At 56.5% G+C, this 13138-nt stretch carries 12 protein-coding genes and 1 pseudogene; 1 reads left to right on the top strand and 12 read right to left on the bottom strand.

Going from position 1 to position 13138, the window contains the following annotated elements; all coding sequences use genetic code 11:
* Positions 1–42: 42 nt before the first annotated feature.
* From CV944_RS12035 to CV944_RS11980, 12 genes and pseudogenes are all read right to left on the bottom strand, one after another.
* Positions 43–363, bottom strand: a pseudogene (locus tag CV944_RS12035) (zinc ribbon domain-containing protein); the annotation flags it as partial.
* A gap of 253 nt (positions 364–616) precedes the next feature.
* Positions 617–1114, bottom strand: coding sequence for an acyltransferase (locus CV944_RS12030; RefSeq protein WP_100664245.1), 498 nt, complete (start codon positions 1112–1114; stop codon positions 617–619).
* A 20-nt stretch (positions 1115–1134) separates the two neighbouring features.
* Positions 1135–1779 (bottom strand): pyrophosphatase PpaX, encoded by a 645-nt coding sequence (gene ppaX, locus CV944_RS12025; RefSeq protein ID WP_044743798.1) that lies wholly within the window; start codon positions 1777–1779, stop codon positions 1135–1137.
* Entirely contained in the window at positions 1776–2714 is a 939-nt protein-coding gene (locus CV944_RS12020; protein WP_044743799.1) for a nucleoside recognition domain-containing protein, read from the bottom strand. Before CV944_RS12020 ends, ppaX begins: the two co-directional genes overlap by 4 nt.
* Before the next feature lie 229 nt (positions 2715–2943).
* Entirely contained in the window at positions 2944–3756 is an 813-nt protein-coding gene (gene lgt / locus CV944_RS12015; protein WP_033012102.1) for a prolipoprotein diacylglyceryl transferase, read from the bottom strand.
* A gap of 59 nt (positions 3757–3815) precedes the next feature.
* A complete protein-coding gene (gene hprK, locus CV944_RS12010; RefSeq protein WP_033004901.1) occupies positions 3816–4751 on the bottom strand; it encodes an HPr(Ser) kinase/phosphatase in 936 nt (311 codons plus the stop codon).
* Between the two features lie 229 nt (positions 4752–4980).
* Positions 4981–5343 (bottom strand): phage holin family protein, encoded by a 363-nt coding sequence (locus CV944_RS12005; protein ID WP_033012049.1) that lies wholly within the window; start codon positions 5341–5343, stop codon positions 4981–4983.
* A gap of 102 nt (positions 5344–5445) precedes the next feature.
* The gene (locus tag CV944_RS12000) at positions 5446–5772 is read right to left on the bottom strand and encodes a magnetosome magnetite crystal formation protein family (protein WP_011232554.1); all 327 of its coding nucleotides are present in this window, start codon (positions 5770–5772) and stop codon (positions 5446–5448) included.
* Positions 5773–5901: 129 nt separating this feature from the next.
* Complete coding sequence (uvrA, locus tag CV944_RS11995) at positions 5902–8760, bottom strand: excinuclease ABC subunit UvrA (protein WP_063211865.1); 2859 nt, start codon at positions 8758–8760, stop codon at positions 5902–5904.
* Between the two features lie 16 nt (positions 8761–8776).
* Positions 8777–10753, bottom strand: a complete 1977-nt coding sequence (gene uvrB / locus CV944_RS11990) for an excinuclease ABC subunit UvrB (RefSeq protein ID WP_100664244.1) — start codon at positions 10751–10753, stop codon at positions 8777–8779.
* Positions 10754–10928: 175 nt separating this feature from the next.
* Positions 10929–11150 carry a CsbA family protein gene (locus CV944_RS11985; protein WP_033012047.1) on the bottom strand — a complete coding sequence of 74 codons (222 nt, stop codon included), beginning with the start codon at positions 11148–11150 and terminating at the stop codon, positions 10929–10931.
* Between the two features lie 14 nt (positions 11151–11164).
* Positions 11165–12337 carry a PDZ domain-containing protein gene (locus CV944_RS11980; RefSeq protein WP_100664243.1) on the bottom strand — a complete coding sequence of 391 codons (1173 nt, stop codon included), beginning with the start codon at positions 12335–12337 and terminating at the stop codon, positions 11165–11167.
* 220 nt (positions 12338–12557) lie between these two features.
* On the opposite strand from CV944_RS11980, the gene CV944_RS11975 reads away from it, so the two are divergent.
* On the top strand, positions 12558–13100 hold the full coding sequence (locus CV944_RS11975; protein WP_033012045.1) for a MerR family transcriptional regulator: 543 nt from the start codon (positions 12558–12560) through the stop codon (positions 13098–13100).
* Positions 13101–13138 lie beyond the last annotated feature (38 nt).

The raw sequence follows: 13138 nt of genomic DNA, 5'->3' as shown, positions 1-13138 counted from the left end.
GGTTGCATCAGGGGCAGGTTGACAGCTGCCCAACGACGCAGGTCATGCCTGTGTCGTTCCTTCAACGATGTACTCTATTCCTTTTCGTTGAAGGTTCATGGCACCAATGCGGTCATCGTTTGAGGTATATCCGCATGTTCGGCAACAAAAGGTGTGTGTACGCTTGTTTCGATTGGCTTTTTCCGTATGCCCGCACTTTGGACATGTCAAAGAGGTGTAATGCGGAGCAACCACCATCACTTTTGACCCATGCAAACGCGCCTTATACTCTAACATTTGACGGAACTGATAGAAAGCCCACGATACGGTTTCATATCGGTCATGGATCCATACACGTTCTGTTTTTTCACGAATGCCTGTTAAAAAGAGATGTGTGGTATAAAAAAGGAAAAATGATGTTTTGATTTTCTCTATCATAATCGTCTTTCTTTGTCAAGTACACTTTGTGGTGAAGAGCCAACAATTTTTAGTTCTGCCACCTAAAGTTTCATATTTTCATCATTGATCCTATATAAATCCAACTGGAAGTTTAACTTATAGGGGGCAAAAAAAACAGACTCTCTGTTTTTTCGTTTCTTTCATTTTTTCCTATTCCAAAATGGAAAACCGCCCCCGTTCAATTGGAAGGCGGTTCATTCCGGCGGACGATGCGCATCGGGCAGCCGGCGACCATCGCTCCAGGCGGGACGTCTTGATGGACGATGGTGCCGGCGGCGACGACGGCGCGGTCGCCGATCACCACACCGGGCAAAATGGTCGAGTTCGCGCCGATCATCACCTCATCGCCGATCACCACATCGCCGAGGCGGTATTCGTCAACCAAATATTCGTGAGCGAGAATCGTCGTGTTGTAGCCGATGACGCAGTTGCGGCCGATGCGGATTTTTTCAGGGAAGAGAATATCTGGCATGACCATAAAGGCGAGCGCCGTTTGTTCGCCGATGTTCATGCCGAGAAACGTGCGGTACAGCCAGTTTTTCAGCGGCAAAAACGGCGTGTAGCGCCCGATTTGAATGATGATGACGTTTTTCAGCACTTTCCAAAACGATACGGTGCGGTACAATTGCCAGAGCGAGTTCGCTCCTTGGACAGGGTATTTGGTCGTTCGTCTCACCGGGAGGATGATTCCTCCTTTCATTCGTTGATGCCGACAATGGCGAGCAAGTCGCTCATTTTCTCGAGCATATAGTCCGGTTTATATTGTTCCAAATATTGGCGCCCTTTAATCGCCCACGCGACGCCGGCTGTTTTCACCCCAGCGTTTTGGCCGGCCAACATGTCGTGGTAGTTGTCGCCGACCATGAGCGCTTCGTCCGGTGTTGACTGCAGCACCTCAAGCGCCTTGTAAATCGGCTCGGGGTCCGGCTTTGGCCGCGTGACGTCATCAAGGCCGATGACGCACGAGAAAAACGGTTCCAACCGCGTTTTCCTTAACCCCATCAGGGCGGTGTCGTGCATTTTCGTCGTCACGACGCCGAGGCGGAAGCCATGGCGGTGCAGCGTTTCGATCGTTTCATACACGGTGTCAAACTCGCGAATCAGTTCGTCATGATGGGCGTGGTTGAACGTGCGGTACGTCTTCACCATCTCCTCGACCCGTTCCGGATCGAGCGAGCCGAACGTTTCATAGAGCGACGGGCCGATGAACGGCAGGACGTCCTCACGTTTGTAACGGCCCGGATAGTACTTCTCCAACGTATGCAAAAACGACTGGATGATGAGCTCGTTCGTATCAATCAATGTGCCGTCAAGATCAAACAAAATGGTGCGAATCGTCATGAAGCGGCTTCCTTTCTAGTCGGTTGTTCAAAGCGGCGCCAAACGAACGCCACCGCCATTGTCAGCAATACGGCCGTCACCAAGCGGATGAAAAGCAGCGGCCAAACAGAGATGCCAAGCGGGACGAAAATGAGCGTATCTTCGACGACCGCATGGCAAGATACGAGAAAAATGAACGCCAGCGTCAAGTCGCGCTTCGAGACGCCGTCTTCTTTCGCCGCCTGAATCATCACCCCCGCCCCGTACGCCAAGCCGAACACAAACCCGGCGGCGAGCGTGAGCGATGTGTTCGCGCTCATGCCCAGCATCTTCGTCGCCGGCGCCATCCAGCGCGAAACGGCTTCGATCCAATGGCGTTCTTTTAAAATTTGAATGACCGTCATGAGCGGAATGACGATCGCGACAAGCTGCACAATGCCGGCGGCCGCTTTTTTCAGCGCCGCCAAGATGATCTCTCCCCAGCCGGACGGCGGGGCGGCTTCATGCGTGACAAACCCGTATTGGGCGATCTCCTGCCCCCCATCCCAGAAATGGGCGATCAACAAACCGGAGACAACGGCCAAGCCAATGCGCACGGCGAGCATGAGCCAAACGCTCATACCCGTCCGCGAAGCGACGGAAGACTCGACGATCAAGTTGTGAGAAAAGGAAAGCATGACCGCGAGAATGAACACTTCCTTCACCGTCAACTCGATCGTCAGCATCGCCCCGATCGCCGCGTACAATCCAAGCAAATTGCCGAGCACAAGCGGCACAGCCGCATCGCCGGATAAGCCGAACCATTTCATCAGCGGCGTAACCCCATCAATGATCCATGAAAAAAGCGGCGTCGGCTGTAGCAACGCCAACAGGAGCGTCACGGGGAAAATGATTTTCCCCAGCGCCCACGATGTCTTCAGCCCGGCGAGCACACCGCGCTGCAACGTTCCTGTCATGGTCTCCTCTCTCCTTTGCTTGCCTTGATCACCGCGGTGCGGTGAAACCTTGATTCTCTGGATGCCGCGCACCGCATCTTGTTCATCCGTCCGCACCTAACCGAAAAAAGCGGGAATGCAGCTCCCCGACAAGATTGTTCCCGCTGCGAAGCGCGGCGGCGAAGGAGCTGCATTCATCGCGGTTTCCCGCAAACCGAACAAGTCCGCAACGTTTCGCCGCCTCAAACGGCTATTCATCCCGATAGCGCGCGTCCGCCCATCCTTTCGCCCGGCGCACGATCCACAGCGCGATCGACAACACGATCAGCGTCACGGACACGACTTGCGCCGCGCGCAGGCTGCCGGCGAGCATCAAGCTGTCGGTGCGCATCCCTTCAATCCAAAAGCGGCCGATCGAGTACCAAATCAAATACGACAAAAACAGCTCGCCGCGCCGCAAGTTGACGCGCCGGAGCCAAAGCAAAAGACAAAAGCCGGCCAAATTCCAAAGCGATTCGTACAAAAACGTCGGATGCCAATAACGGCCGTCAATGTACATTTGATTGATGATCCAATCCGGCAAATGCAAATTTTCAAGAAACTGGCGCGACACCGGGCCGCCATGCGCTTCTTGGTTCATGAAATTGCCCCAGCGCCCGATCGCCTGGCCTAAAATGATGCTTGGCGCGGCAATGTCGGCGAGCTTCCAAAACGACAGCCCGCGCGCGCGGGCGAACACCGCGCCCGTCGCCACCGCGCCAATCAAACCGCCGTGAATGGCGAGGCCCCCTTGCCAAATTTTCGGAATCTCTGACAAATGCTTTGAATAATAGTGCCATTCAAACAGCACGTAATACGCCCGCGCGCACACAATGGCGATCGGCACGGCAAACAGCACTAAATCGACAAACGTCTCTTTCGGCAAGCCGCGCCGCACCGCTTCGCGCGTCGCGAGCCATAGCCCAATCAACACACCGGTGCCGATAATGACCCCATACCAATAAATCGTAATGGGGCCAAGGTGCAAAAACACGCGGTCGAGCGGCTGAATCGTCGATTCCATCGTTTCCACCTCCTATGCTCCATGCCCAAACGAGATCCATTCCTTTGACGCAAGAAACATCAGTCGTAATCGTGCGCGCCGTCTTCGATGGCGTCGCTCAATCGCGCCGAAAACTCCTCGGCTGCATTGACGCCCATCCGCTTCAGGCGGAAATTCATCGCCGCCACTTCGACGATGACCGCCAAGTTGCGCCCCGGACGAACCGGAATCGTCAATTTCGGCAATTCGGTATCCAAAATTTTCACTTTCTCTTCTTCCAACCCGAGCCGATCGTACTGCTTCTCCGGATCCCAAAGCTCCAAGTCGACGACGAGCGAAATGCGCTTATGCGTCCGCACCGCCCCGGCGCCGAACAGCGTCATCATGTTGATGATGCCAAGTCCGCGAATTTCGAGCAAATGTTCAATCAACTCGGGCGCGCTGCCGACGAGCGTATCTTCATCTTCTTGGCGGATTTCCACACAGTCGTCGGCGACCAACCGATGGCCGCGTTTGACGAGCTCCAGCGCCGTTTCGCTTTTGCCGACGCCGCTTTTGCCCGTGATCAACACCCCGACGCCGTACACATCGACAAGCACCCCGTGCACCGCGGTCGTGGGGGCGAGCTTGCTTTCCAAATAGTTTGTCAACCGGCTGGACAGGCGGGTCGTTTTCATCGTCGAGCGCATCACGGGCACCGACTGGCGCTCCGACGCTTCGATCAACTCCGGCGGCACTTCCAATCCACGCGAGACGATGATGCCTGGCGTAATGTCCGTGCAAAGCCGTTCCATCCGCGATTTTTTTTCTTCCGGCGTCAACGTTTCATAAAACGACAGCTCCGTCCGTCCGAGCAGCTGCAGACGCTCCGCCGGGTAATAGGCGAAATAGCCGGCCATTTCAATCCCCGGCCGCGACAAATCGCTTGTCGTAATCGGGCGGTAAATGCCCTCCGCGCCGCTGACGAGCTCGAGCTGGAACTGTTCAATGATGTCTTTCGTCCGCACTTTCGGCATACGCAGCCTTTCTCTCCTTTCCTCATCTTTTTTCATTGTAGCACGTTTCGTTTCGCCATTGAAGAAAACATTCCGCAGAAAACAAAACAAGGACGGTTCCCCGTCCCGATCACGCCCAATCCATCAAGCCGAAACGATCTTTCCCGCATCGCTTCTCCAACGGCGAAACATTGCCGCATCCGCCTCGCGGACACACGGCGCCACCCGCTTGGCAATGAACCGCAACCCGTTACGACCGGTTGCGGAGCGGCTCGATCACCGCTTTTTGCACAAGCAAATGGAAAAACGACAAGACGATCGACGCAAGCAGCGCGGTGCCAAAGCCGCCGATTTGAAACGCATCGCCCATCAGCCCTGCAGTCATCATGAGCGTGATGGCGTTAATGACAAACAAAAACAAACCGAGCGTCAACACGGTCACCGGCAGCGTCAACAAGATGAGCACCGGGCGCACGACGGCGTTGAGCACCGCCAAAACGACGCTCGCCAAAAACGCCGCGCCGATGCCGCTGAAGTGAATATCGTCAAAATAGCCGTCAATCGCCATCAGCAGCACCGTATTGATCAACACACCGATCAGCCAATTGAGCATCCCATCACCATCTTTATTCGAGTCTCGCGCCCGCCGGCCACACCTTGTTACAGTCCCAAAGAAACAGGGCCACGGCATTCGCCGGCAAACGGGCGCTTTCTCTTATTTTAACACTTGAATCCCTTTTATGACATTCCAAACGATGACAACAAGATTCACCGCCCCAGCAACGAGGAACCCAAGCCAGACGAGCCCGCCGCCAAAAAGAAGCGATTCCTCGCCCCAATGGCCGAACAGCACCGGCGACGCGGCCAACGCAATGAACAAGAGGATCGTAACGGCCGGAATCAAATGCGACACGAGCGACCGCTTCGCATGGCGTTTGACTTCGAGATCTTCGACAACAAAATAGACGACAATCGGCAAAATGAACGGCGCAAAAAAGACGCTGAAATAACAAAGCGCGGACAACACTTTGTTCGTCGACAATCGGCAATCCCCTTTCCAAGTTTCCTTTACCTGTATATACGACGGCCGCTAGGAAAAGTTTCCTGCCGACGGCAAAAAAAAGGCGGCGGCCGCCGGTGTCCCAAGCGGCGGACAAAGCCGCAAAGGCCTTTACGCCTTCACCGCTTCATATTGCGCCTGCATGCGCGCCCGGTCGCGCTCGAGAATCGGTTTTAAGTAGCGGCCGGTGTGCGACTCCTCCACCTCGGCCACCTCTTCCGGCGTGCCGACGGCCACGATTTGTCCGCCTCGGTCGCCGCCTTCCGGACCTAAGTCAATGATATAGTCCGCGGTTTTGATGACGTCCAAGTTATGTTCAATGACAAGCACGGTATCGCCGTTGTCGACGAGCCGATGGAGCACATCAAGCAGCCGGGCGATGTCATCGACATGAAGCCCGGTCGTCGGCTCGTCCAAAATGTAGAGCGTCCGGCCGTTGGAGCGGCGGTGAAGCTCAGCGGCGAGCTTGACGCGCTGCGCCTCGCCGCCCGAGAGCGTCGTCGCCGGCTGGCCGAGCTTCATATACCCAAGCCCGACGTCATAGAGCGTCTCGAGCTTGCGTTTGATTTTCGGGATCGAGGCGAAAAAGTCGAGCGCATCTTCGACCGTCATGTCCAAGACATCGGCGATGTTTTTCCCTTTATACGTCACCTCGAGCGTTTCGCGGTTGTACCGTTTGCCGTGGCACACTTCGCACGGGACGTACACGTCCGGCAAAAAGTGCATCTCAATTTTGATGATCCCATCGCCATGGCACGCCTCGCAGCGCCCGCCTTTGACATTGAAGCTGAACCGCCCTTTTTTGTAGCCGCGCACTTTCGCTTCGTTCGTCGAGGCAAACACGTCGCGGATGTCGTCAAACACCCCGGTGTACGTCGCCGGGTTCGAGCGTGGCGTGCGGCCGATCGGCGACTGGTCGATGTCAATCACTTTGTCGAGATGCTCCAGCCCGCGGATGTCGCGATGCTCGCCCGGCTTTGCTTTCGCCCGGTACAGCTTTTGCGCCAGCGCCTTATACAACACTTCGTTCACGAGCGTGCTTTTGCCCGAGCCCGACACCCCGGTGACAGCGACAAACGTGCCGAGCGGGATTTTCACCGATACGTTTTTCAAGTTATGCTCGCGCGCGCCGACGACCTCAAGCCAACGTCCGTCCGGACGGCGACGCTCGGCCGGAATCGGGATGAATTTTTTCCCCGATAAATACTGGCCGGTGAGCGAGTTCGGATTGTCCATCACCTCTTCCGGCGTGCCGGCGGCGACGACCTCGCCGCCGTGGATGCCCGCCCCCGGACCAATGTCAATCAAATAGTCCGCGGCTAGCATCGTATCCTCGTCGTGCTCCACCACAATGAGCGTATTGCCGAGGTCGCGCATGCTTTTCAACGTCGCGATCAAGCGATCGTTGTCGCGCTGATGAAGCCCGATCGACGGCTCGTCGAGCACGTACAGCACCCCCGTCAGCCGCGAGCCGATCTGCGTCGCCAAGCGGATGCGCTGCGCCTCGCCGCCGGAGAGCGTTCCTGCCGAGCGGCTGAGCGTCAAATAGTCGAGGCCGACGTTTTGCAAAAAACCGAGCCGGTCGCGAATTTCACGCAAAATAAGGCGGGCGATTTGCGCTTCTTTTTCGGTCAGCTCGAGCCCGTCAAAAAAGGCGAGCGCCTCGGTCACCGACATGGCGGTGACCTCGCCGATATGCTTGCCGCCGACAAGGACGGCCAGGCTTTCTTTTTTCAGCCGGTAGCCTTGGCATGTCGGACATGGTTGTTCCGCCATATACTTTTCCATCTGCTCGCGGATGTAGTCCGAGCTCGTCTCGCGATAGCGGCGTTCGACGTTCGGAATGACGCCTTCAAATGCGATGTATTGTTCGCGCACTTGTCCGAAATCATTCGTATAGCGGAAATAAATCGGCTCTCCGCCGCTGCCGTACAAAATTTTATCGAGCTGCTCTTTCGGCAACTCCTTCACCGGCACGTCCATCGGGATGCCGTAATGGCGGCACACGGCTTCGAGCAGCTGCGGGTAATATTGCGAGCTTTGCGGCTCCCACGGAGCGATGGCGTGTTCTTTTAACGTCAGCTCATCGTTCGGGATGACCAAATCGAGATCCACTTCGAGCTTCACCCCGAGGCCGTCGCAGTCCGGGCAGGCGCCGAATGGACTGTTGAACGAAAACAGACGCGGTTCAAGCTCCCCGATCGAAAAGCCGCAGTACGGACAAGCGTGCTTTTCGCTGAACAAGAGCTCCCCCTCGCCGATCACGTCAACGACCACTTTGCCGTCGGCGAGCTTCAGCGCCGTCTCAAGCGAATCGGCAAGCCTTGATGCGATGCCGTCCTTGATGACAATCCGGTCGACGACGACATCAATCGAATGTTTTTTGTTTTTTTCCAGCTCAATGTCCTCCGTCAACTCGCGCATCTCACCGTCAATGCGAACGCGCACATACCCTTGTTTGCGAATATCCTCCAATGTCTTGGCGTGCGTCCCTTTTTTTCCCGAGACGATCGGCGCCAAAATTTGCATTTTCGTCCGCTCTGGATAAGCAAGCAGCCGGTCGACCATTTGCTCGATCGTCTGCGATTCGATTTCAATGCCGTGCGTCGGGCAAATGGGGCGGCCGATGCGGGCGAATAGAAGCCGCAAGTAATCGTAAATTTCTGTCACCGTGCCGACGGTTGAGCGCGGGTTGCGGCTCGTCGTTTTTTGATCGATCGAAATGGCCGGCGACAATCCTTCAATCGCATCGACGTCCGGTTTTTCCATCTGCCCTAAAAACTGGCGGGCGTACGCCGACAGCGATTCGACGTAGCGTCGCTGACCTTCCGCGTAAATCGTATCAAACGCCAGCGACGACTTCCCCGACCCGGACAGCCCGGTCAAGACGACGAGCTTGCCGCGCGGGATTTCGACGTCAATGTTTTTCAAGTTGTGGGCGCGCGCCCCTTTGACAATGATTTTCTCCATTCCGTTCACCCGGCCATCACCCTTCCGCTTTCAATTCGAAAATGATATCGCGCAGCTGGGCGGCCCGCTCGAAGTCGAGCGCTTTGGCCGACTCTTTCATCTCCGCCTCGAGCGTTCGAATCAGCTCTTCCCGCTCTTGTTTCGTCATCGCTGCCGCCGGCTTCGCCTCGTACATCTCCGTCTCTTCCGCCGCATACGTCGCGCGGATGACGTCGCGAATCTCCTTTTTCACCGTGCGCGGCACGATGCCGTGCTTTCGGTTGTACTCTTCTTGAATCGCCCGGCGCCGCTTCGTCTCTTGAATAGCGATTTCCATCGATTTCGTCACTGTATCGGCGTACATGATCACATGGCCGTTCGCGTTGCGCGCCGCCCGGCCGATCGTCTGGATGAGCGAGCGCTCCGAACGCAAAAACCCTTCTTTGTCGGCGTCCAAAATGGCGACCAGCGACACTTCCGGAATGTCCAATCCTTCCCGCAGCAAGTTGATGCCGACCAGTACATCGTATTTGCCGAGCCGCAAATCGCGGATGATTTCAATGCGCTCGAGCGTCTTAATTTCCGAATGCAAATACGCCACCTTGATCCCCGCTTCTTTTAAATAATCGGTCAAATCCTCCGCCATTTTTTTCGTCAGCGTCGTCACGAGCGTCCGTTCATTCCGCTCGACGCGCTCATGAATTTCGCCGATCAAATCGTCGATTTGTCCTTTTGTCGGACGGACGTCGATCGTTGGGTCAAGAAGCCCGGTCGGGCGAATGATTTGTTCGACAACGCCCGGGCTGTGCTCGAGCTCGTACGGCCCCGGCGTCGCCGAGACGTAAATAATTTGATGGATTTTTTGCTCGAACTCTTCAAACGTGAGCGGCCGGTTGTCGAGCGCCGACGGCAGACGGAAGCCGTGGTCGACGAGCACTTGCTTGCGCGCCCGGTCGCCATTGTACATGCCGCGCAGCTGCGGCAAGGTGACGTGTGACTCATCGACGATAATCAAAAAATCGTCCGGAAAATAGTCAAGCAATGTATACGGCGTCGATCCCGGCGGCCGCAGCGCCAAATGGCGCGAGTAGTTTTCGATGCCGGAACAAAAGCCCATCTCGCGCATCATTTCCAAATCATAGCGCGTCCGTTGCTCCAGCCGCTGCGCCTCCAACAGCTTTCCTTGGGCGCGCAGTTCGGCGAGCCGCTCCTCAAGCTCTTGTTCGATGTTTTGAATGGCGAGCCGCATTTTCTCCTCGCGCGTGACGAAGTGCGACGCCGGGAAAATGGCGACATGCTCGCGCTCGCCGAGCACTTCGCCCGTCAAGGCGTCCACCTCGCGGATGCGCTCGATTTCATCGCCAAAAAATTCGACGCGAATGCAATGTTCATCGCGCGACGCGGGGAAAATTTCGACCACATCGCCGCGGACGCGGAACGTGCCGCGCCGAAAGTCGATATCATTGCGGTCGTATTGGATGTCAACGAGCCGCCGCAGCAGCACGTTGCGCTCGATTTCCATCCCCACGCGCAATGAAACGACAAGCTCGCGATATTCTTCCGGCGACCCTAAGCCGTAAATGCATGAGACGCTGGCCACGATGATGACATCCCGGCGCTCAAACAACGCCGACGTTGCCGAGTGCCGCAATTTGTCGATTTCATCGTTGATTTTCGCATCTTTTTCAATGTACGTATCCGTCTGCGGCACGTACGCTTCCGGCTGATAATAATCGTAATAGCTGACAAAATATTCGACGGCGTTGTGTGGGAAAAACTCTTTCAGCTCGCTGTACAATTGACCGGCGAGCGTTTTGTTGTGGGCGATGACAAGCGTCGGCTTGTTGACTTGGGCGATCACGTTCGAGATCGTAAACGTTTTGCCCGTCCCCGTCGCCCCAAGGAGCGTTTGATGTTTCACACCCCGCTGCAAGCCGTCCACAAGCTTGGCGATCGCCTGCGGCTGATCGCCTTGCGGTTCGTACGGCGACACTAATTGAAAACGGCCCTCCACCGTTTCGCCTCCTTCTTCAATCCATCTTTCCCCATTGTATCATATCCTCTGCGCAGATGCACAAAAAATGCGAACTGGTATTCGTTCCAACCTGCACAGCGATTTCCATTCCGTCAGGCCGCTTCCAGCTGCATAGATGAAAAAGCGGACCGCTGCAGATGGGTCCGCTTCTCTGTCATTTCTTTAAGTTGTCCAACATTCGCCCCGCCAACAGAAAACCGGCAATCGTCGAGGCGATGTCGGCGACGATTTCGTGCAGCTCGTCCGTATACCCTTTGGCATACGAGGCGACAAGCAAGGCAACGGTCAACAACAACGCAATGTAACGGTTGTACGTCACCCGCGCAAACAGCAGCAACAAAAGGCACGGGATGATAAGGGCCGCGAGAAACCACATACGTCTAGTCTCCTTTACGACACAGCTTCGGACGCCGAAGCGCCTCGTTGATGAACGAACAGCAGACCAAGTTCGTGGTGGCCGTCTTCATACACCGCTCCTTGAACGAAGCGGATCTCGCCGTTATGGCTGATGACTTCCAGCTTGCAAAACGCGCGGTTGCGCTGGAGCGCCTCGTAAAACTCGGCCTCAGTCTGCACTGGAACGCCGTTCGCTTTTACAATCACTTCACCAATGCTTAACCCCATTTGTTCCGCTTTGGAATTCGGGAGCACCCCGACGATCACCACGCCTTGCGGATGGCGGGCAAACCGGGGCGGGCGGGCGCGGTCGGCGCGGTGACCGGAAAAGGCAATCCACTCCCGCCCAATGATGGCTGCAGCTCCTGCGGCAGCCCCTAGCAACGGATGCCATAATCCGAAGACGGCCAGCACGGCGACAAGCCAAGCGAGGCGAAGCACGCGCCGCCCTTCTTCACGAGCTGCTTCCGCTGGCAGCACGTGCTGCCGGCGCTGCGAAAAGCCGAGAAGAAACGGCACAAGCCAAAACGAATAGCCGTCCCCAGCTGGAATGAGCGGCCACCACGAAACCGACGGCAACGCGCCGTCGGATATCGGCAGCACGACCGGCACAAACCAAAACCGTTGCGTCCACTGCATGCCGACAATCATTCCGCGTTTGCTTCTCGCAAGCTGCGGCGAGGCCGCCCCATTTCGCGAGCGGAGAATCAGCCATCCTTCCGCCAACAGCAACAACACAAGCAGGGCGGCAAGCGCCCCTCCATCCGCCGCGCCGTCTGACAACAGATGAGCGGCAAGTCCGCTTGACCCCGCCAAGCCGAGCAAGACGAGCGCTCCGCCCACTGTATAAGCCGGTGAAAGGAGGCGCGCCTCCATCGTCAGGCCAAGCAGGATCGTCAACCCCGTCACCGCCCACACCGCATCCGGCGGCAACGCGAGCCCGATGCCGGACGCAATGACAGACAGCACAGCGCCCGCAACCCATCCCCACGTCCAAAGCCCACGCCATTCTTGCCCCAGCCGATAGACGCGCACATGAAAATCGCGGCGCTCCCGCTTCACCCGCCGCCAGCCGGCACCCCAGGCCAACAGCAGGCCGTAATACAAGAGCGGCTGCCGCCACACATCGGCGACGCCTTCCAACCATTCCAATCCCCAAGTTGCCATCCGCCTTCCCCCTCGCTTCGTTCCCCATTCTTTATCTTCTATTCTACCAAATGACTGGGACAAATCCCATGCCTGCCGCCATCTTTTTTGCCTGAATGGCGAATTTGCGCTGTTTTCCACTTTCTTTGCCGAATGGACACTAGTTTTGTCGCCCGGGCAGGATTTCTTATGCCAATGAAAAAAGGGATATAGAAGAAGACAAAAAAGGAGGAGTGGAACGATGGAGTTAAAAACACCCGACGTTGCCGCCCGTCTCGGAGTGTCGCCAAAAACGATCCAGCGCTGGGTGCGGAAATACAACATTCCGCTGCAAAAAAATGAAGCCGGCCACTACTTGTTTGACGAAAAAACGATCGCCCTGCTTGAGCGGGTCAAATTTGAACAAGGCGCCGCGCTGGAAACGCAGCCGAAAGCAGAACCGAAAACACCGCCGGCCCCTAGCCGTCCTTCAACATCGCCGCCGAACGTTCCTATTCATGCCCTGTTTCAAGAATATGTCGGACCGGAAATCAGCCGCGTCTCCCTGCGCCTTGATCAACTCGAGCAGCAACTGGAACAAAAAGCGGATGACGTCGTTTCCGTTCAATTGCTGCACCACCGACGGGAGATGGAAGAAATCACCGCCCGCCTGACCGCCTTGGAACAGCTCGTCGCCCGCCTCGAGCAACAGCTGAATCACCAGCCGCCCGCCCCGCACAATCCGTCCGAAGAACCGAAGCGGAAACGGCGCGGCCTCGGGCGGGTGATGAACTTGTTTGTCTAACCGTGCAAAAGCACAATCAGCCCCACCAAACAGGCAAC

Source organism: Geobacillus sp. WSUCF-018B, assembly GCF_002809985.1.
Taxonomy (GTDB): domain Bacteria; phylum Bacillota; class Bacilli; order Bacillales; family Anoxybacillaceae; genus Geobacillus; species Geobacillus thermophilus.
This window is presented reverse-complemented; position numbering and strand designations above follow the sequence as displayed.